The sequence below is a fragment of the Desulfobacterales bacterium genome, assembly GCA_030066985.1.
Taxonomy (GTDB): Bacteria; Desulfobacterota; Desulfobacteria; order Desulfobacterales; family JAHEIW01; genus JAHEIW01.
In genome coordinates this window covers 26,157-47,168 of record JASJAN010000020.1, presented here as the reverse complement: position 1 = coordinate 47,168, position 21,012 = coordinate 26,157, and the positions used below count along the sequence as shown (strand labels likewise).

The following is a 21,012-nucleotide window of genomic DNA, read 5'->3' as shown; positions in this document are numbered from 1 at the left end:
AGCAAATGGACATTACCAGAAGAGATTTCATAAAATCCGCCGCGTTGCAAAGCGCAGTCGCTTCTGCTGCGGTACTGTTTCCGGGAATCAGTTTCGGCGCCTGGAATACTGTGGGTTCGGGGGGAATTGAATGGAAAAAGACGCCTTGCCGGTTTTGCGGCACCGGGTGCGGCCTTCTGGTCGGTGTTTCCGGAGATCGCGCCGTAGCCGTCAAAGGTGATCCCAACTGTACGGTCAACAAGGGGCTTTGCTGTGTCAAAGGCTATCATTCCGTCCAGATCCTTTATGGCAATGATCGCATCACCAAGGCCCTGGTACGCAAAAACGGCCAGATGGTGGAAACACCCCTCAAAGAAGCCCTTGACCTGGTGGCCAGCAAAATGAAGGAAACCATCAAAGGCCACGGCAAAGATTCGGTGGCCATGTACGGTTCCGGGCAATGGTCGATTACCGACGGCTACGTCTCCGCCAAGCTGTTTAAAGGCTGTATCGGCACCAACAATTTGGAAGCCAATGCCCGTCTATGCATGGCCAGTGCTGTCACCGGATTTATCACCAGCTTCGGAATGGATGAGCCCATGGGCAGCTACGATGACATCGATCACGCCGATGTCTTCATCACCTGGGGCAACAATATGGCCGAGATGCATCCGGTGCTGTTTTCCAGAATGCTTGCCAATCGCAAGGCCAAAAACCACGTCAAGATTATCGATTTTGCCACCCGCACCACCCGCACCAGCCAGGCAGCGGACAAATCCATTCTTTTCAAGCCCCAGACCGATCTGGCGGTGGCCAACGCCATCTGTTATGAAATCGTCCGCAATGACTGGGTCAACTGGGATTTTGTCAACAAACATGTATCTTTTCATAAGGGTAAAACCAACATCGGTTACGGCACCCAGGACCATTTCAAGTTCAAGGACAAAGCCGAAACCGTCGACTGGGAAGCCTACAAAGCCTTCCTGGAAGACTATACACCGGAAAAAGTAGAACAAATATCAGGTGTGCCGGCCAAAGATATCAAATACCTGGCCTCCTTATTCGGAGACCCGGACAAAAAAATTGTTTCCTACTGGTGCATGGGCATGAACCAGCACACCCGGGGCACCTGGATTAACAACCTTGTTTACAACTGCCACTTGCTGGTGGGCAAAATCTCCCTACCGGGCAATGGCCCCTTTTCATTAACCGGGCAACCCAGCGCCTGCGGCACAGTACGTGAAGTCGGCACCCTGACTCATAAGCTGCCCAAGGGTGTGGTCATGAAAGAAGGCGCCCGCAAGCTGGCGGCCAAGATCTGGGATGTGCCGGTGGAAAATATCGATCCCAAGCCCACCTATCATACGGTTGAAATGTTCCGGGCGCTGGATCGCGGCGATATCCGCTTCATGTGGATCCAGGTGACCAACCCCATGGTGACCATGCCCAACCTAAACCGCTACCGGGACGGCGCTAAAAAAGACGAGCGCTTCATCGTGGTATCTGAAATTTATCCTACCCCCACATCCGATGTGGCCGATGTGATCCTGCCGGCCGCCCTGTGGATCGAGCGCGAAGGATTCTTCGGCAATTCAGAGCGGCGCACCCAGCACAACGAGCAGATCATTCCCATGCCAGGAGATTGCATGAGCAATACCTGGCAGATCATCGAGGTGGCCCGTCGCATGGGATTTGAAAAGCAGTTCCCATGGTCAGAAGAAACCTACATTGAAGACATCTGGAATGAATACATCCAGTTCCATGACAACCCCAAACACCGCATGGCGCCGTATAACGACCTTAAAGCCAAATCCGGGATCGTATGGCCGTATGTCAACGGAATCGAGACCAAATGGCGCTATAATGCCAAATACGACCCGGCGGCTGAAGGAGATTCTTTTGATTTTTACGGTAAACCGGATCGACGGGCCTGGATATGGCTCAGGCCATATGAGCCGCCGGCAGAGTCACCTGACAGTGAATACCCCTTCTGGCTTAATACCGGCCGCATCCTGGAGCACTGGCATACGGGCTCGATGACCCGGCGCGTGCCGCTCCTTCATCGAGCGGTCCCTGAGGCCTATGTGGAAATCAACCCCGATGATGCCGACCGCCTGGGGATCACCAACGGCAGCAACGTCAAGGTGTCCTCTCGCCGGGGATCGGTGACCATGAAAGCCAGCATCAATGGGCGCGGGCGTCCGCCCCGTGGAATGGTTTTTGTACCTTTCTTTGACGAAAGCTATTTAATCAACGAGGCCACTTTGGATGCATTTTGCCCCATATCCAAACAGCCGGATTATAAAAAATGTGCGGTTAAATTGGAGAGAGTATAATGGAAAACTCAGACCAGAAAGTGGGAAAGGTTTTTCTGATATTCGCCGGGATCTGCATCTTGGTATTACCGCTGATCGTATTTTCGGCCTTTTCTTCCGAGCCGAAAGGGACGCAAACCACGGTCGCGGAATCTCAGGACATGAACTTTGACGATAGTGGAAAAACCATCTTTGTAAACTACGATCAGGTATCCAAGGACTACTTGGAAGGCACATCCACCGGTCGCACGCTCGAGGAATACTACGCTCTCAGACAGTATCCCGGGTCACCGCCGCTGATTCCCCATAAGGTCGAAGAGCCGGATTTGGCCCCGGTCGAGTGCCTCACCTGCCACCTCCAAGGCGGCTGGACGGAAGAGCTCAAAAAGAATACGCCCGTTACGCCGCACCCCGAACAGGAGGCCTGCCGACAGTGCCATGTTACCGTTACCGAGGCCAATCTGTTTATTGAAACTGACTGGATGAGCGTGGCGCCACCCCGTTTGGGACGTGCGTCCCTTCCGGGTGCACCGCTGCCGATTCCGCATGATATTCAAAACCGAGGGAATTGTATCGCCTGTCATGTGGGACCGGGAACCGTTGCGACCATACGAGTGGAGCACCCGTCACGGGGCAATTGCCGGCAGTGTCACGTGCCGGAAACCAATGCGCCGCCGTGGCAAAGAAAACCGAAATCTTAACCGATCGGGTTTGATATGAAAACACCAACCTTAAATCATTGGCTCTGTTGGATATGGGTGGCGCTGCTAATCATGATCCCTGCGGGCGCTGCCTTCACTGCTGGCGGGGGCGTCGTTGAGACCTACAAAAATGCAACTGCGCCTTTTGATGAAAAGCAGGTCGATGCGGCGCTGTCACTTCCGATACCTTCTGTTCTGGTGACCGAACGGTACCAGGGCGGGCGTTTTTGGGTCGAAACCCGCAAGGACAAGATGCAGCGTTTCAAATGCAGCCAATGCCACAATAACAAACCGGTCAAGGTGACACGGGCCGCTGAAATCGCCCATGGTGAAATTATTCTCAAGCACGGCAGCGAATCGCGCCCCCTGGCCTGTTATACCTGTCATAAAAAAGATGAACGCGATTTTCTGGTGACCGAACAGGGCACAAAAATCGATATGGATCACAGCTACCAGATGTGCGGCCAGTGCCACTTCCGACAGAAAAAAGACTGGGTGGGTGGCGCCCATGGCAAGCGCATCTCCTACTGGGCCGGCCAACGGGTGGTCAAAAACTGCACCGGTTGTCATGACCCCCATTCACCGCGCTTTAAAAAGCGCTGGCCGGTTATCTATTCACCGCCGTTGAGCAAAAGCAAATAGGGAAACAGCATGAGTCCCCCAAATACTATCTGCCAGAAGACGGACAAACAAAACTGTCAACAGGCCAAACCGCGCAGCCGAAGAGATTTTCTGAAAGGCGCCGCCAAAGCTGCTGCTTTCGGTGGTGCGGCCATGCTGGCCGGATGCGGCGGCAGCAGCATGCTGGGCTCCAAAGAAGAGCTGTCATTGCGCTGGAAGGAATATTTTAAGAAGCACTACCAGCTCATGACCCAGGAGGAAAAAGATGAGACGGTCCGGCGTCTTGAACGCCTGGCCAAGATCCAAAGAGGGGTCAACATCCAGATGAGCTCCACAGCGCCGATTGACGGCGTTCTGTTCGGTTATGCCTTTAACGTCACCCGCTGTGAAGGGTATATGGAATGTGTGGCGGCCTGTGTGAAGGAGAACAACCTCGACCGTAAATCCAACATGCAATATATCCGCATTTTTGAGATGGAGCACGGTCAGATGAGCCCGGAGGCAGGTAATGGCCAATTCTATCACCAGGTGCCGGTCGAAGATCATTTCTACATGGGGGTGCAATGCTACCACTGTCAAAACGCCCCTTGTGTTAAAGCCTGCCCCACCAAGGCCACCTGGCAGGAACCAGATGGCATTGTGGTTGTCGATTATGACTGGTGTATCGGTTGCCGCTACTGCATTGCCGCCTGCCCTTATTACGGGCGGCGGTTCAACTGGAACGATCCGGTTGTGCCCAAGGAGGAAATGACCAAAAAGCAACACTATCTGGGCAACCGTGTGCGCGGCCGGGGGCAGATGGAAAAATGCACCTTTTGCGTGCAAAGAAGCCGATCCGGACGGCTACCCGCCTGTGTTGAAGCTTGCCCGACCGGTGCCCGGGTGTTTGGAAATCTGTTAGATCCAGACAGTGAAATCAGATTTGTCCTTAAAAACAAGAAGGTTTTCCGATGGAAAGAGGATCTGGGAACGGACCCCAAATTCTGGTATTTTGTCGATTAAACCAGCAGAGGCCCTATGGAAACGACCCAAGAAAAGTTAGTGACGCATAAATTATCCATTATCAATGAGGTCATCGCATTTTTTAAAGATGTGATCACCTGGAGCCTATCCGGCGGTCTGATCTATCAGATCTATCTGTGTATTCTGATGGCTTTGATGGTGCTGGGTGTCTATGCATATTTTGTTCAAATCAATGTCGGATTGGCTGTTACCAATATGTCGGATATTGTCAGCTGGGGCTTTTACATCGCCAATTTTACCTTTCTGGTGGGCGTGGCTGCCGCCGCCGTAATGATCATATTGCCGTCTTACATCTTCAAAGACAAAGATCTGCACAAGGTGGTCATTGTTGGAGAGGTTGTTGCCATCGGCGCTCTGGTGATGTGTTTGATGTTTGTTTTTGTGGATCTGGGCGCCCCCTGGAATGCTTGGCACATGATACCCATCATCGGGTTGTTTAACTGGCCGACCTCTTTGCTGACCTGGGACGTGCTGGTGTTAAACGGCTACCTGGTGTTGAACCTGCTGGTACCGGCCTATATCCTGTTTTGCCATTATTACCACCGCGAGCCCATAAAAAAATTATATCTGCCGCTGATTTTTCTCTCTATCTTCTGGGCCTTTGGCATCCACCTGGTAACCGCCTTTTTGTACCAGGGGCTGCCGGCCCGGCCGTTCTGGAACAATCCGTTAATGGGCCCCCGCTTTCTGGCGTCCGCCTTTGCAGCCGGACCGGCCTTGATCATCATCGTGCTGGTGATCATTCAATCCACGACATCATTCCGGGTCGAAGATCAGGTCTTTAACAAAATCAGGCGCATCAGCGTGGTAGCGGCTATTATTAACCTGATCATGCTCTTTTCCGAGGTCTTTAAAGAATTTTACCTGCCCACCCATCACAGCCAGCCGGCCATTTATCTGTATTTTGGCCTCCAGGGCCATTCAGCTCTGGTCCCTTGGATCTGGACAGCCATTGTCATGAATGTCATCGGCACCCTGACAATGGCCTTTAACCCGGGAAAAAATAACCCTAAAGTACTGGTGCCGGCCTGTGCGTTGTTGTTTTTAGGCATCTGGATCGAAAAGGGCATCGGTTTGATCGTACCCGGCCTGGTGCCGTCACCACTGGGGGAAGTCGTCAATTACGCACCCAGCTGGGTGGAGGTCAGCATTACGCTCGGGATTCTGGCCCTGGGAATTTTTGTGGTCTCGCTGCTGCTCAAACCGGCGCTTATCATTGAACAGCGCTACGAAAAGGGGCAATAGTATAGACGGTACAGCCGTTTCCAATCGGTGAAATAAAAAAGCCCCTGATTTCAAAAGATCGTTTTTAATCAGGGGCTTTTTTGTTTATGACAATAAATTTCTAAACAGCTATTTAAAAGGAAATCATCTCATAGCTGGCGGATTTGTAACCGATGATCTTTTGAATGTGAAAGATGAAAATACGGCTTTCGTAATTTTCAATAAATTGCCTCAAACCGTGTTTGGCTTTCTGAAACTTCTCACTCCTGAGATTGCTGATCAAAGTGGCTGTATCGGTATCCTGAGCCCGACCCTCGCATAAGATGTGCGGCCCTTCTCCAATAAAGACTTCCCATTCGCCGGCCACTTTAATCCCCAGCTCTTCCAGGCATGGATAATAGGTCTGGATGACATAGTCTTCGTATTGATCTTTGGTTTTACTGATAATATTCCAGGCCTGGTTAAATTTAACCGTATTGGCCTTAACATCCTTGGAATAATCATCTTTTTTTCCGGTCCCTACCAGAACTTTTGTTCTGTAATTGCGAACGTAATTTTGCAGGTCGGCATTTAACTCCCTGTATTTTTTATCTCGCAGCGCGTTTTCAAGTTTATCCAAATCGGTGCTGATTCCTTCAAGAAAGAGTTCACTTTTGCCACCAACCAAAACTGTCCAACCGGCAACGATATGAAGCCCGAGTTTATTCATTCCGGGGATGAATTTTCGAATGATATATTTTTCATAATCCTCGGTTTTATCAAAGTCGACTGACCAATATTGATTAAATTTGACTGGCATAATTTGGTCCCCCCCTCTTCAAAGTTTGCGAGTTAGCCAATAATTTTGGGTGGCAATGAGGTTATAGCGTAGAAAAACGTCTTCAAGCACTGAGAGGATTCGGCAAGGAGCAAGAATTAAAACACAGCGCAAGTTAGCGGACATATTGTATTCCAGGTCATGATTAGCCCACGGTGACATACTACAGAAAGAGATAAAATCTTGTCAACTGCTTATTTAATTGATTGATAACCTGTTGAGCAGCAAAAAATCAGGGTTATATTTAGCTGTCAGCGTTTTTTTGTGAATGTCTGCTCCAGATCTGTGTGGGCGACCATGGGGGCATACAGATTGTATTCAGTTTTCTCACCTGTCAGCGCCTCAATTTTTTGCTCAATTTCGGTTCTTTGCGAGCTTTGCCGCCAGCGGTTCCAATCGTCAATCGACTCCCATCGGCTAACCACCAGGCATTCATCTGGGTGTTCTAAATTGCTTAATGTTGTACCGGAGATGTACCCGGGTTGATATGTTGCAAGGGCTCTTAGATGCAGGATAAGCGGCACAAGCTCCTTGGCCTGACGGCCGGGTTTCACCTTTCTTTTAATCATAACATCGATCGCCATCTTGACCTCCTGCTTGTGTTTTCATTTAAATGAATATAATACACATTAGGATCAAGGGAAATATCCAACATTTTTATTTTAAAATGGATGGTAAATGTAAAAGGAGAGCTTGTCATGGGAATAAGCGCCAATACCAAGATCGATGATTTGCTGAAACAATACCCTTTTCTGGAAGAGTTTCTGGTGACAATGTCACCCAAATTCAAGGGCCTTAAAAATCCGATTATGCGCAAAACCATCGGCAAAGTCGCCACCCTCGGCAAAGTCGCCGGTATTGGCGGGCTTGACCTGGACGATTTTTTAGCAGCGCTGACCAAAGAAATCGACCGGCAGGCGGGCACACCCACCGAAGACGCTGAACCAGCACCTGACGGGACCGACAGCGGTATCAGCGACCCTGTGGAAAAGCAGATGGCACTCAAGGAAATTATCAAGTCCTTGCATGATGGTGAAGACTTTGAAGCGGTCAAAGAGAGATTCAACCAGCTGATCAAAGGGGTGGAAGCAACTGAAATCGCCAAAATGGAACAGGCCCTGATGGATGAGGGCCTGCCCGCTGAAGAAATCAAGCGCTTGTGCGATGTTCATGTGGAAATCTTTAAAGAGGCCCTTGAGGAGAAGGACCGACCGGATCCTCCGATGGGGCATCCGATTCACACCTTTATGAAGGAAAACCGTGCATCGGAAAAGATCATGTCTGAGACCAGCATGCTCCTGGGTCGCATCGGCCATCCGCCCAAACCGGAAGCCTTCTCAGAAAACAGTCAGGCGCTGGGGGCCCAGATTGAACGGCTATCGGAAATCGATACCCACTACACCCGCAAGGAAAACCAGCTTTTCCCGATGCTCGAAGCGCATCATTTTACAGGCCCCTCTCAGGTGATGTGGTCGATCCACGACGATATTCGCGCCAGCCTCAAGCAGGCCCGGGAGGCATTTGCCCAGTCGGAACCGGAGGGCACCATCGCACCGCTCAAAGAAGCCATCCAGGCCATCCGGGATATGATCTACAAAGAAGAGCACATTCTTTATCCGGCCAGCTTGGATATGCTTTCCGATCAGGAATGGATCAAGGTCAAAGAAGGTGAAGCCGATATCGGTTTTGCCTGGGTAGTGCCGGATACGGGCTGGCCCGAAGATATCATCAAGGAAACCGAAGCGCCTGTACCCGAGCCGGAAGCGGTTGTTGAGGATGTCGCCGGAGCGCTGGGGCTGGATACCGGACACATGACCCTGGAGCAGATCAATTTGATGCTCACCCACCTGCCGGTGGACTTAACTTTTGTCGATGAAAACGACCGGGTGGCCTATTATTCGGAAGGGCCGGAGCGCATATTCCCACGCAGCCCGGCCATCATCGGCCGCGAGGTCCGCAACTGCCACCCGCCTAAAAGCGTTCATCTGGTCAATCAGATCCTGGATGCCTTTAAATCCGGCGCACGGGACACGGCCGAATTCTGGATTGAGTTGGGCGGCAAATTCATTTATATCCGCTATTTTGCCGTGCGGGATAACAACGGGTATTATCGGGGATGTCTGGAGGTCAGCCAGAACCTGACCGAAATCCGCAAACTGGAAGGCCAACAGCGGCTGCTGGACTGGGAATAGGCGCTCATAATCTGTCGTATTCCGGCCAGAATGGTCCTACCGGGGTCCTGAAGGGTCGTTTTCCGGCTTGACCTGGCAGGTGCTGCTACTTATCACGAAATAGTTAAACTTTGCTGTCTGCTGCATCTTTCAACCGTTCAAACAGCTGCATCCCCAGCATGGCCAGGCATTCCATGTCCAGGTAAGTTTCAGCGCGTCTTTCAAACAGCACCGCGCAGCGGGCGCCAAACTCTTCATCGGCATCATTGAAAAGCATCAATAGCGGCACTTTTGGCAGGGCCGGAAACTGCACGCTTAGATCATAAGGGAATTCTGCGTCTGGTGGCTGGCCATTAAGCTTCCGGGCAGCAGCTTCAAGCCGCGCAAGGTCTCCTGCAAAATGGTCGGCCAGCGGTGTCTCGGTATAATTGATGAATGCACCGGCAAAAGGTGCTGCGTCCTTAAAATCCTTGAACGTCACCCAGTCATCTTCAATGGAATCATGGTTCGGGCACAGCAGCAGGTATTTGAACAGTACAACACAGGCCGAAAAATCAGGCCGGTTGCTGGAGACGTCGCTGAGACCCTGTTTGGATATCCGGTAAGGCTTTCCGAAAAAAGGAATAACCAGCTCCTCACCAGCCATTTCAGCCCCCAGCTGCCCGGAAATTTCGGCAAAATCCAGCTTGGCAATCCGGGCCAGATAGTTTGAGTACGTTTCTTCAAATACGGTCGATTTTTCGTTCATAGCGACATTCTGATGGCCTCACGCAAAGACGCAAAGGCGTTTTTTCGCCACAGACCCACACAGACTTACACAGACAAATCTTTTCTCCCGACGACATTGTCGGGAGACAAACTGTCAGCCCATCGGCAGAAAGTTAATTTCTTTTGGCATCAAGAGAAATGATACAATAAGCTACTCTCAGTGTACACGGACTCTAAAGATAAATAATTTATTTCCGCGAAGCGGATTGAATTTCGGCACTTTCATCCGGAAAGTGCCGAAACAAAAAAATCCAATTAATCCTGTAAATCCTGTCTAAAATTATTCCACAATTGCAAAAGCTCGTACCGGAAACGACCCCATGCCTTTAATCGGGGCCGGTACCGCGAAAAACTTAAATCCTTGATCCGGCAATCGATCCAAGTGGCACATGTGCTCAACTATCGGTATGCCGGCCTCTAGCAAAATTGAATGCGCCGGTCGGGTCCCATCTGTGTTGTCGTCGATGTTGAGCGAGTCGATGCCGACAAGTGCGGCACCAGTGGATTTCAGGTGTTCAGCCGCGTCACGGGTGAGGAAAGGATGGTTCTCAAAATATGTATCGGTTCGCCAGTGCTGATCCCAACCCGTATTTACAAGGACGGCCTTGCCCTTGAGGTTATCGTTTGCAAAAACATCTTTACCAATTGAGCGCAGCCCTTGATCGACTCGAAACACAATACCCTCAAGATTGGCGATCGAGGTTATTTTAAGCCCGGCTAAATCCATGCTCTCGGCATAACGGTGGAAGGGCGCGTCGATGTAGGTGCCTGTATTGGCCACCATTTCGATCTTTCCAATCTGAAACGTGGTGCCTTCAGCATAATGGGGTCTGGATTCCTCACGTCCCAGGTAGTCACTGATTACCGGGCCGGGCAACCCGGTGTATGTCACCATGCCATCTTCGATCGTATGGCTTAAATCTATGTATTGGGTCATTAAGAATGTCCTTTTTATATTCACCGCAGAGACGCAGAGAGCGCAGAGAAAGTATTTTTTTCATTTGTCGCTGAGACGCCGACAAATGAAAACCACTCAGCCGCTTCGCGGCAAAAACAATAAGGCTATACTATAGAGCTTGGTAAACCATCAGAGCCCTTTTTTCTTGCCGCAGGCAGATTGTTTGGCCTGATTTTCCCTCTCAGGAAATCAGGCCAAGAAAAAATTATCTCTGCGATCTCTGCGTCTCTGCGGTGAGCTTAGACCTCAATGGCAGCACCGATTTTTTTCAGATGCTGCCGGAAACTGTAGGCTGGGTCTTTGCCGCGCTTTTTCAGGTATTCATCAAATTTAAATTGCTCGGACAGGGTTTTACCGTTTTGGACTTTTTGAGCCTGTTTTTCTTCAGTTTCTGCTATGGTACGCGCAACAGTGATGATATCTTCAACATCTTGAAGCAACGCAAAAACCACGCCGTCATCATCGCCAAAAACCACATCATCGGCCGTTACTTTAAAATCGCCGAATCGCGCGGTCGTAAGGGCATCCGAACCCCGTGGGTAGGCCCGCTTCGGTCCCACCGGAAAAGAACCGTAACTAAAGACCGGAAAGCCGATTTGAATCAGCTGCGACGTATCGCGATGAAATCCCCAGACCGCGATACCCCCCAGGTCCACGGCTTGCGCCTCTAAGACGGTCAAATCCCCGATACAGCCCTCATGCTTTCGGGCGGCATTGTCGATCGTCAGGACATCTCCGGCGGTCGCATTGCGCATAACTTCCAGAAAAATATCCACACTTCCGGAGTGCCTTACCGGCAGAACACGACCGGCCATTTGCCAGCCCGGCACCAACGGTTGGATTCCGATAGGCGCCACCCGCATAAAAACACCCAGCCGCATACAAGCATCGGTAATTAGAGGGGTGGAAAGTTTTGCAAAGGCTTTTTTTAGGCTCTTGTTATCCATAACTTCCTCCCGAAGCGGCTTCATAACCCCCTATAATGCCCGTTAGCTGCGTTACAAGCCGATTCAAAATGCTCGAATACTAATCCGCCGGAGGCGGACTCCACTTTTGAATCGCCTTGCGCCTTGCTAGCGAACATTATTTGAGGTTCTGAAACCGCTTCAACATATTAAAATTTAGCTGTAACAACTGATGGGCATATTGGAATGCTGCTATATATGGAACAATAAAAAAAAACACAAGGATTTATGTGATCGACTCAGTACCTATTTCAGGGTCGAATTGGAAATTGCTTACAGAGGACCTGTACCTCCTGGGCAACCTGGTTCAGGATCTGTGGATCTGCTCTATTGGACATCGCGGTGTCCATCATACGGGCAATCTGGCGCACTTCAGGTTCTTGCATGCCTCTGGATGTAATTGCCGGGCTGCCAATTCGAATGCCGCTGCTGACCTCAGGTCTTTCAGGATCGGCGGGAATCACGTTGCGATTGACGATGATTCCCACTGATTCTAAAGTTGTTTCAGCATGCGCCCCTGTCAGGCCCTTGGGGCGCAAGTCAATAAGCACCAGGTGGTTTTCGGTTCCGCCGGAAACATTTCGATATCCCAGACGCTCAAATTCAGCGGCGAAACAGTTCGCATTAGTTAAGGTTTTCCTTTGCAGTTGAACAAAATCCTCGGTCATCGCTAATTGAAAGCAAACCGCTTTGGCAGCAATTAAATTGAGTGACGGTGTCCCCTGACCTCCGGGGAATATGGCCCGGTTAATCCGGTCAGCATGTTTCTGCGTGCATAAAATAACACCGCCTCGTCCGGCACGTAAGGTTTTGTAGGTGGTAAAGGTCACAAAATCGGCATGCGGAACCGGACTGGGGATGACTTTGGCAGCCACCAAACCTGCAATATGGGCCATATCAACCAGTAACAGGGCCTCAACCGATCGGGCAATTTCAGCAACTCTTTCATAATCGATCAATCGTGGATAGGAGCTGGCACCGGCGACAATCATGCGGGGCCTTAAACGTTGCGCAAGATGATCTATTTCATCATAATCAAGTTGTTCGGTTTTAAGATTGAGCCCGTAATGCTCAAAGTCAAAACAGCGGCTGGTCATCGAGGCCGCATCACCATGGGACAAGTGACCGCCGTGTGAAAGCTTCATTGACAGGATGCGATCACCCACCTTCAACATGGCAAAATAAACCGCCAGGTTGGCGGATACCCCACTGTGCGGCTGTACATTGGCATGGTCGGCTCCATACAGATCTTTGGCCCTGGAGACAGCAAGTCTTTCCAGCGTGTCGGCATGCCGGCAGCCGGCATGAAAGCGATTACCCGGAAATCCTTCGGCCGCTTTGAGGCTGAAAATAGACCCCTGAGCCTCTAAAACAGATCGGGGCGCATGGTTTTCAGCCGCGATTAGGTTCAGCGTGTTTTCAACCCTGGATTCTTCGTCCTGGATAATCTGGGCCACCGCCGGATCATCTTCCATCAAATAGCGCATGAGGACTCCTATTATTTAGCGCCTGCTTTGGTCTTCGCTTTCAGCTACGCCCCAACAAGCTGCTCGAGATGCAATGCGTGGGGAGAGAAATATTCATTTATGACCTCAGGACAAATATTATCATTACGCCACTACTCCATCACTCCAGTATTAATTTCGTCCATAGCCCATCTCCTTTACCCAACTCTGCTTGTCTATTAATTTTTCTATTAGTTTTCTCTCCAGTTTTTCGAAACGCATACCCGTCAACAAAAAAAGCACGAACATTAGGATTTCGCATTAATTTTCATACAAGATTCAGGACCAAATGGTTTAAAGGTGATGATCAACTGCGGCAACAGTGTCAGAGCCGCCAGCAGGGCAATCAGCATGGCCAGGGCCGTCAGCAAACCGAAATAGATGCTGGGGATGAAGTTTGAAAGGGTCAGTATCAAAAACCCGCTGATGATTGTTAGCGAGGTGTAATACATGGCCCTACCAATGCTGCCGTGACAGAGGTGAACTGTCTTCAAGTAGCCATTTTCAGGCAGGAATTCGTGTCTGAAGCGGTAAATATAGTGAATCGTATTGTCAACCGCAATTCCGATGCTGATGGCCGCAATGGTGATGGTCATCATATCCAGAGGAATTTTCAACCACCCCATAATGCCGAGCACTGTTGAAATCGCCAGCAAATTGGGTAAAAGGGCGATCAGGGCCAGTTTCAACGACCGAAATAGAATTAGAAACATACCTAAAAGCACCAGCACCACCACACCCAGCGTAAGAATCTGGGATTTAAACAAACTCTGCAGCATATTGTTATACAGCACCAGCAAACCGGTCACATGGAGGTTGTCTTCTTTTATCTCCAGTTCGTCGACCAGGTCATGTCGAATCTTTTGTAAAAAGGCATCGCGTCTCAAAGATTTATCGGAATCTTTGACCCGGATGGAATAGCGCAGCTGATGATGTTGCGGAGATACGTATGGTTCTAATATGATGCGTTTGAATTTTTCAGGCAGTTCGCTGTACACCAGGGCCAGCTGAAAGTTATCCAACGGCTGACCATTGTTTAACTTCATCGCTATTTTCAGCATCGTTGCCAACGACAGCACTTTGCCCGTTTCAGGCAGGCTGTCAAGATAATCATGGATCTTCATCGCCAACGCCATGCGGTCTGCAGTAAACCAATATTTTTCATCATTGGCTTCTTCAAATTCAGCAAACGAATCGAAATCTGCGTCGCCCTGTTCCTCGGTTTTACCCACTGTAGCGACAGCCGGCGCCTTGGGTGCCTCGAGTTCGACGATCACATCCAATGGGGTCGTACCCCCCAGGTTGTCGTCAATGACTTTCAAACCCTGGTAAATTTCGGTGTCTTCTTTAAAGTAATTAATAAAGCTGTTTTCAACAATGAGTCTGGTGAAGCCGACGACACTCATAATTAAGATGAGGTAGCTCCCAAGGATTATCAGGGTGCCGCGTAATTCCGTAAACCTGGCCAGAGCAGCCGTAAAAGAAAACCGTTTTGCCTTTAAGGTCTGCGGCGCTTCTTTGCTCAGCAGCATCAGTCCGGCCGGAAAAAATAGAAATGTTGTGGCCAGCGAAACTGCGATGCCGGTACTCATCATCCAGCCAAATGTTCTGACGGGCAGAATATCGCTCAGCAGCAGCGAACCGAATCCCACGATTGTCGTAAGAGCGGCATACAGGCAGGGTGTCAGCATTAAACTCACCGTATCAAGGATAAGTTGACGCTGTTCAGCTTCAGGATTACGCAACAATAAATCCCTGTAGCGCACGATCAAATGAATCGCAATCGCCATGGTAATGATCAGCTGTAACGATATAAAATTGGAGGATATAACCGTGACCTTCCAGCCGAACATTCCCAGAAGACCCATCATGGCAATGGTGGAAAAAACACAGCAGAGCATTGGTAACACGACCCAACGAACTTTGCCAAAAATAATGCTTAAGGTAAGGATCAGAAAAAATGCGACTCCGATTCCGAATATTTTCAAGTCCTGTTTAACAAAGCGGATTAAATCGTCTGATATCACGTCAATTCCGCCCAGGAAGAGCTGCCCATCTTCACGGTAGTTATCCATAATGGCCCGGATGGCGGCAATGTCCCCATGTCGGATTTGCCGCTGTATTTCTCGGCGCCTTTGGATTTGGCCTTTGAGGTCTTTGAATTCGAAAATTTCAGCGCTTGTTAGAGAGTTCCTGGCTGCTTTTTCTCGAAAATGGTCGCAACGGGCCAATAATTCCTGATAAACCTCGTCGACCGGGAAGTTGACTTGCAGGCCGGTGGTCTTCATATCGGGGCTGACAAGCAGATTTTGGTACAGAGGACTGTTTTTGAACTCAATTTGTGCCCGTTTGCGATCTACGGTTGGCGATTCAAGAGTTTGTATGCCGGTGGTTAGCTCCTTGATCGGCACGGGAGGACTTTCCAGCAAGGGGGCATCCAGTATGGAAACTACCGAAGTGACCCGCTTCGTCTGCTTTAAGTCATCGCGCAGTCGGGCAAGTTTTTCCAAGGACTCATTTGAAAACAAATCGGCTTTGGGGGAATATGTTATCAGCAAATAATCATATCCACCATATCGCGCCTCAATCAGTCGTGAGTATCGCAAGTCTTCATCGGTCTCAATAATCAGCGTTTCGGTCGAAGCATCAAGTCTGAAATCTGCTGCCTTATAGCCCAGAAAGGAAATCACCATCAGTATGATGAGTATAACGGTTCTCGGGTACTCGAGAACAATGCGATCGTAGAAATGGGTAACCATGGAGTGAAGTTTAACCATACGATTGTTTATTTCAAAAGACAGTGTTTTTAGTTGTTGACCGATTTTTGCATTTTCTGCAGAAGGTCGTCAAAAGTGCCATTCTGCAAAATCTCATTGAATTGAGACCGGTAACTGCGGATAATGCTGACGCCCTGAATCTCAACATCATAAATCTTCCAGGTATTGTTGGATGAATAAAGCTTGTACAGCATGGAAATTTTCTTGCCTTTTGAAATTAGAAGGGTGGGCACATGAACTTTTTTCTTGACCGCTACCGGTGACTCGTAAATGATCTTTTCATTGGTGTAGGCCGTCAATTTATTCAGATAAGATTGCCGCAGGCGTTTAATAAATTGTTCGGTAAATCTCTCCTTTTGGCTAACGGATAGACCCGGCCAGTACTTTTTCCCCAAAGAGAGTTTGGCCATAAGTTCAAAATCGAACATGGGGGAAACGATTTCAATGACTTCACTTTCTTTTGCCTGCTGCGATAGATCTTCTTTTTGCAAAATCGTAAATACGGCATCAAGGTTGCTCTTTATAAATTCTTCAGCAGCACTTTTTTCATGTCCCAGAACCGTCTGGTTTAAAAGCAGCAAACTAAATACAGTATAAAGAAATACTTTCATCATCTATTCCCGCAACCGTATGTTTCAATCTCTTTCTGAATGCCTTTACATGAAGGATTACACACCATTCTGTGGAAGGCAAGCCTTTTTGGCGGAGGGGGTGGTGCCGGATTTAGCTGTCGTTTAGCATATTGAGTATAAACTTACTTTAACCAAAAATCTAAGACCTAAAACAGCGCAAAAATGGCTGAATGCAGCAATATTGGATTGAACAATAAAGAAAAATTATGAAGGAAAGCACTTTGCGAACGCCATCATCAGCTTGGGTGGGCCTTTGATTCGAAGCTTGCGACTGACTAACGCCACTGGCAGATTCTTTTCTTTGGCCAGAAAGTCCAGCCAGGTGCGCGTATCTGCTTGAATGTGAAGATCCGGTGTATCAACATGCCCTTGCTTAATTTCAAGAGATTTATTTTTAATGACGACTGTAGCCTTTAAGTTTTCTTCTCCCGTAAATGTAAAATGATAGGTCACATCCATCCCTTCGGCTTGATCCCTTTGGAATACAACCGGCAAACTATCAAGAAAGTTTTGAGCGGATTTTGGCCGGAGACCATTGCCGACACGTCTGATCGTTTTATGCGGATACCGTCGCGCAACATGCGCTTCCGAATCAGATCCAGGGATAACGTAAACAGACTCTTCTTTGTTTTGCAGCGGTTTCACAACCTCCTGCACGTAAGTTTTGCGATCTGTCACATAAGCCCCAATGCGCTCCTCGCCGGCTGGGCATACCGCCAGGCAATAGGATGACTTGTTACAGATTCCGTAACTCAGACTTTGCCACATAGAAACAGTTTCCGCATCAGCCACCTTCTTGCGATATTCGCGAACCTTTTTACTGGACACGATGTTTTCGACCCAGTCTGAAAAACCGCCCAAGCGGTCACGATAATTATGGGTGAAGCAGTTTGAAAATTGGAAATTACCATCATTTCCAATAGCGCCAACTGGACAAACGGCCGCACATAGTTTGCATTCTATACACGGATTGAAGTCTAAAGGTTTGTCATAGGCTGTGGCCTCGCGATCAATTAAAACGGTGTTTAACAAAACAAAATTTCCGAACCGAGGGTGCAATAAATTGCGGTTGTGTCCCAAATGCCCCATACCTGCTGCCACTGCAATCGGCTTATGTGCAACCGGCCACATCTTGCCAGGCCATTTATCCAAGTCCATTGGAAATCCACAGGCAAAATTTGATGCGCCAATGCCTTGTTGAGATAGAGCCCGAGTCAGCTTCCGTGCGATTCCATCAGCTTCTTTCTGTGTGATTATAAATTCAAGATCCCGCACAGCCTGGGATAGGCAACGAATATTTTTCGGATTTAGTCGCGAAACGAAGCTTACCAGCGTTTTGGCCCATGGAAATAGGTCCAGGGTATCGGCCCGATAATCGCTGAGTTCGGGACGATTGATGTCAACGAGCCCGACATCATCAGCACCGGCATCCAGCACCTTCTGTTTTAACCATTCTGCATCGACGATATCCGGTGCTTGGGACGCAGGGATCGTGTCAATTTTTTCTCGGTATCGTTTAACGGTTGGATGGTCTTCAAGATTCATCGGAGGACCTCCTTGGGATAAATTGGGGTTAATGGTTCAACTTATACTATAATTATCTGTATTTAAACCATAAAGACATTCTCCGGTCGAACGCTTGTGCTTGATCTGATTTTACTGCCCCAAAGATAAGGGTCATCGCCATTCACCCCGGCATTGACATGCAGTCCTGAATCTCCAAAATATAAAACAATCATAATTACTTAAATCCTATTGAAAAGATACGATTTCATTAAAGTTTTTGGCTCGAGAGCCGATTAAAAAACTATCGGAAGCAGGTCCGTTGATAAACCAAAAATAGAAAGTTAATTCTATTTTGAATGTAGATCAGTGCTCAGGTGACAACGGTTCGCCCATTTTCCTGCCACTTGTTATTTAAAACCTGGGGGGATTGGATGCCTCCCACAATTCAAGCTGCATTAACAATAACATAGGTGGTTATTTGCCGGCACTATGCGTCGCGTTTTAAACCGTTTAGATTGGAATTTACGTTAATTTAATATGGATATCGCTACCATCATTGGCCTGATAGGCGGCACAATATTAGTTCTCATATCCATCCTTATGGGTGGTCAGGCCGTTATCTTTCTGAATATACCCGGAATACTGATAGTTGTGGGTGGCACGCTGGCCACCTGTTTCATCAAATTTTCGATGAAAGAGGTCATCAACTCTGTAAGGGTCGTAATGAAGGCTTTCAGGGCTAAAATTCAGTCACCCGAAGAAATCATGGAAAAAATGGTATCGCTTGCCAGAATCGCCAAGGAAAGTGGACTGATTGCCCTGGAAAATGAAAAACCCGATGATGAATTTACCGCCAAGGCTTTTCAGTTTTTAGCAGACGGCTTTAACGAAGAGCGGGTTGAAGAGCTTCTAAAACAGGATTTAAGATCGACCATATCACGCCACACAACCGGCCAAAAAGTGTTTAAAGGTATGGGGGCATCGGCACCGGCCTTTGGGATGATTGGAACCTTGATCGGATTGGTGCAGATGCTGGCCAACATGTCCAACCCCAATAACATCGGACCGGCCATGGCAATCGCCCTGCTCACCACTTTGTATGGTGCCTTGCTTTCCAATCTCGTCTTTCTGCCCCTGGCAGATAAATTGGCCCTTCGAACCCAACAGGAGCAGGAGACGAAAAGCCTTATCATTGATGGCGCGCTGGGTATCTGTCGCGGTTTATCCGGGATGGTGCTCGAGGAAACGCTAAAGGTTCATCTTTCGCCAAAAGAGCGCTTGAAGGTAGTGCCGTCTAAAGCCAAAAAAGCTCAGGCATCTTAATGGCAGAGGACATCCAGATAAATAATCAGGAAGAAGAGGGGGCACCGGCCTGGGTCGTCACCTTTGGCGATCTGATGAGCCTGCTGCTGTGTTTTTTCGTCCTGATGCTGTCTTTTTCGGAGATGGATCGTAAAAAGTATCGCGTTATCTCCGGTTCTATGAAAGAGGCCTTTGGTATTCAGCGTAAGATTCCGGTCTTTGAATCGCCCAAAGGGCAGAAAATGATATCCCGCGAGTTTGATCAGGCCATTGCACTGGCTCGCATCGAAGAAGAAATCGTTGATCCTTTAAGAATGGAGCTCAAGGGCAAATTCAAGGACCTGGAAGATAAGGTCAAAATAGTTATGACCGAAAAACTAGTCAAAATCCTTTTGATGGGAGAAACCACGTTTGATACCGGCAAAGCTGACATTCGCCCCGAGTACAAGCCCCTGCTGAAAAAAATTGGATCGCTGATTGAAAAAACAGAAGGTGATATCATCGTGGCCGGTCATACCGACAACGTGCCGCTGAAAGGCGGGCGCTTCTACTCCAACCTCGGGCTTTCGGGCGCAAGAGCCGGTTCGGTGGCGGAGTTTTTGCTCACCAACAGTTCGATTAAATCTGAACGGGTGTCTACCATGGGCTTTGGTGAATTTCGTCCCCTGGCACCCAACGGCACCTCCGAGGGCCGACAAAAAAATCGGCGCGTTGAAATTATCCTCAGCATATAACTACGAATGGTTGTCTTTATGGAAAATGGGATTAAAATGATCAGCCGGCTTGTTTTCGCTACCATCATATTGATGCTGCTGTCGCCGCTGTCTTTGGCTGATACGATTGTCTTAAAAAACGGTCAGTCCATTGTTACCGACAAAATAGATCAGCACGAAGAAGATATTATTTTTTATTTGCAGGGGTTAAAAATGCGGGTTTCCAAGTCGATGGTAGTGCGCATCGACAAAACCAATGCAGCCTCAGTTGCCCCACCGGCCAGGGTAAAAAGAAAAGCGGCTACACCTAAACCACCGTCTAGTAAGATTGTGAAGGCTGAAAAAGCAATCAAAACCAATCCACAGCCGACTCAAACGCTATCCGGCAAAAATGCCAAGCAGAAAAAGGCTTTACACCGAAGCACGCGGGTTGAAAAAAAGATAAAGATCGATCCTCAGCCATCCGAAAAACAAACCCTTACGCAAACGGAGAAAATTCAGTCTGAAACCCGCTCTTGCGGCCTGCTGAATTTACGCTGGGGCATCAACCGGTCGGCCATAGGGATGATGCAGGAAATCGACACCGGAAGCGACCAGATGGACCTCAAAGAATACGTCCGCAAAAACGAAGACCTGAAATTGGGTGACGCCCAGTTGGATTCGATCGTTTATGCATTCTGGCGTTATCGGTTGTATGCGGTGACAATCTGGGTCTCCGGGCACGACAATTATCTGGCACTCCGCAGTGAGATATTTAACCGGTTTGGCGTCGGCCTCAAAAGCGAGAATCATCCCGATCGCTACTTGTGGTCCGACATCCACAGCGACCGAATGCTTAAGTATGTTGAAGCGAATCAAACCGGTTTGTTCTGGATGCGATCAAAAGATCTAAACCGCAAATATCAATTATCTCAGCTTAAGGCACCCTCTACGGTTTTAAAAGCCATGGAAGCAAAAGCGTTAAGGGCAAATTAATCTGTCTATCCACACACCCAGCAACCGCACATCAGCACATTCTCTTCTAATCAAGTTACC

The 21,012-nt window shown here is 48.8% G+C and carries 18 protein-coding genes; 9 read left to right on the top strand and 9 right to left on the bottom strand.

What is annotated here, in order from left to right; genetic code table 11:
- Nucleotides 1-5: 5 nt before the first annotated feature.
- From QNJ26_11300 to nrfD, 5 genes are all read left to right on the top strand, one after another.
- Nucleotides 6-2,315 carry a molybdopterin-dependent oxidoreductase gene (locus QNJ26_11300; protein MDJ0986121.1) on the top strand — a complete coding sequence of 770 codons (2,310 nt, stop codon included), beginning with the start codon at nt 6-8 and terminating at the stop codon, nt 2,313-2,315.
- Nucleotides 2,315-2,995: a hypothetical protein gene (locus tag QNJ26_11295; protein MDJ0986120.1), complete on the top strand. Its 681-nt coding sequence runs from the start codon at nt 2,315-2,317 to the stop codon at nt 2,993-2,995. The genes QNJ26_11300 and QNJ26_11295 overlap by 1 nt, the downstream gene beginning before the upstream one ends.
- 72 nt (nt 2,996-3,067) lie before the next feature.
- Entirely contained in the window at nt 3,068-3,637 is a 570-nt protein-coding gene (locus QNJ26_11290) for a hypothetical protein (GenBank protein ID MDJ0986119.1), read from the top strand.
- 9 nt (nt 3,638-3,646) lie between these two features.
- Nucleotides 3,647-4,618 (top strand): 4Fe-4S dicluster domain-containing protein, encoded by a 972-nt coding sequence (locus tag QNJ26_11285; protein MDJ0986118.1) that lies wholly within the window; start codon nt 3,647-3,649, stop codon nt 4,616-4,618.
- Nucleotides 4,619-4,633: 15 nt separating this feature from the next.
- The gene (nrfD, locus tag QNJ26_11280; GenBank protein ID MDJ0986117.1) at nt 4,634-5,884 is read left to right on the top strand and encodes a polysulfide reductase NrfD; all 1,251 of its coding nucleotides are present in this window, start codon (nt 4,634-4,636) and stop codon (nt 5,882-5,884) included.
- A gap of 112 nt (nt 5,885-5,996) precedes the next feature.
- Here the strand turns inward: nrfD and QNJ26_11275 are convergent, their stop codons facing one another.
- Both QNJ26_11275 and QNJ26_11270 read right to left on the bottom strand, forming a co-directional pair.
- Nucleotides 5,997-6,662: a hypothetical protein gene (locus QNJ26_11275; protein MDJ0986116.1), complete on the bottom strand. Its 666-nt coding sequence runs from the start codon at nt 6,660-6,662 to the stop codon at nt 5,997-5,999.
- Between the two features lie 269 nt (nt 6,663-6,931).
- On the bottom strand, nt 6,932-7,264 hold the full coding sequence (locus tag QNJ26_11270; GenBank protein ID MDJ0986115.1) for an antibiotic biosynthesis monooxygenase family protein: 333 nt from the start codon (nt 7,262-7,264) through the stop codon (nt 6,932-6,934).
- Between the two features lie 114 nt (nt 7,265-7,378).
- Between QNJ26_11270 and QNJ26_11265 the strand changes: the two genes are divergently transcribed.
- Nucleotides 7,379-8,872 carry a DUF438 domain-containing protein gene (locus tag QNJ26_11265; protein ID MDJ0986114.1) on the top strand — a complete coding sequence of 498 codons (1,494 nt, stop codon included), beginning with the start codon at nt 7,379-7,381 and terminating at the stop codon, nt 8,870-8,872.
- Between the two features lie 103 nt (nt 8,873-8,975).
- On the opposite strand, the gene QNJ26_11260 is transcribed toward QNJ26_11265, so the two are convergent.
- The 7 genes from QNJ26_11260 to QNJ26_11230 all read right to left on the bottom strand — a co-directional run bounded on the left by QNJ26_11260 (nt 8,976) and on the right by QNJ26_11230 (nt 18,001).
- Nucleotides 8,976-9,599, bottom strand: coding sequence for a DUF3786 domain-containing protein (locus tag QNJ26_11260; protein ID MDJ0986113.1), 624 nt, complete (start codon nt 9,597-9,599; stop codon nt 8,976-8,978).
- A gap of 300 nt (nt 9,600-9,899) precedes the next feature.
- Nucleotides 9,900-10,556: a cyclase family protein gene (locus tag QNJ26_11255; protein ID MDJ0986112.1), complete on the bottom strand. Its 657-nt coding sequence runs from the start codon at nt 10,554-10,556 to the stop codon at nt 9,900-9,902.
- Between the two features lie 260 nt (nt 10,557-10,816).
- Nucleotides 10,817-11,524, bottom strand: a complete 708-nt coding sequence (locus QNJ26_11250) for an RraA family protein (protein MDJ0986111.1) — start codon at nt 11,522-11,524, stop codon at nt 10,817-10,819.
- Between the two features lie 269 nt (nt 11,525-11,793).
- Nucleotides 11,794-13,029, bottom strand: a complete 1,236-nt coding sequence (gene glyA / locus QNJ26_11245) for a serine hydroxymethyltransferase (protein MDJ0986110.1) — start codon at nt 13,027-13,029, stop codon at nt 11,794-11,796.
- A 266-nt stretch (nt 13,030-13,295) separates the two neighbouring features.
- Complete coding sequence (locus QNJ26_11240; GenBank protein MDJ0986109.1) at nt 13,296-15,824, bottom strand: MMPL family transporter; 2,529 nt, start codon at nt 15,822-15,824, stop codon at nt 13,296-13,298.
- 29 nt (nt 15,825-15,853) lie between these two features.
- Nucleotides 15,854-16,438 (bottom strand): ABC transporter substrate-binding protein, encoded by a 585-nt coding sequence (locus QNJ26_11235; GenBank protein ID MDJ0986108.1) that lies wholly within the window; start codon nt 16,436-16,438, stop codon nt 15,854-15,856.
- Between the two features lie 222 nt (nt 16,439-16,660).
- The gene (locus QNJ26_11230; protein MDJ0986107.1) at nt 16,661-18,001 is read right to left on the bottom strand and encodes an SCP2 sterol-binding domain-containing protein; all 1,341 of its coding nucleotides are present in this window, start codon (nt 17,999-18,001) and stop codon (nt 16,661-16,663) included.
- Between the two features lie 498 nt (nt 18,002-18,499).
- Here QNJ26_11230 and QNJ26_11225 point away from each other — a divergent pair, with 498 nt between their 5' ends.
- The 3 genes from QNJ26_11225 to QNJ26_11215 are packed head-to-tail and all read left to right on the top strand — an operon-like array spanning nt 18,500 to nt 20,952.
- Nucleotides 18,500-19,285, top strand: a complete 786-nt coding sequence (locus tag QNJ26_11225; protein ID MDJ0986106.1) for a MotA/TolQ/ExbB proton channel family protein — start codon at nt 18,500-18,502, stop codon at nt 19,283-19,285.
- Complete coding sequence (locus tag QNJ26_11220) at nt 19,285-19,998, top strand: flagellar motor protein MotB (protein MDJ0986105.1); 714 nt, start codon at nt 19,285-19,287, stop codon at nt 19,996-19,998. The genes QNJ26_11225 and QNJ26_11220 overlap by 1 nt, the downstream gene beginning before the upstream one ends.
- 18 nt (nt 19,999-20,016) lie before the next feature.
- The gene (locus tag QNJ26_11215) at nt 20,017-20,952 is read left to right on the top strand and encodes a hypothetical protein (protein MDJ0986104.1); all 936 of its coding nucleotides are present in this window, start codon (nt 20,017-20,019) and stop codon (nt 20,950-20,952) included.
- The last annotated feature ends 60 nt before the right edge of the window (nt 20,953-21,012 follow it).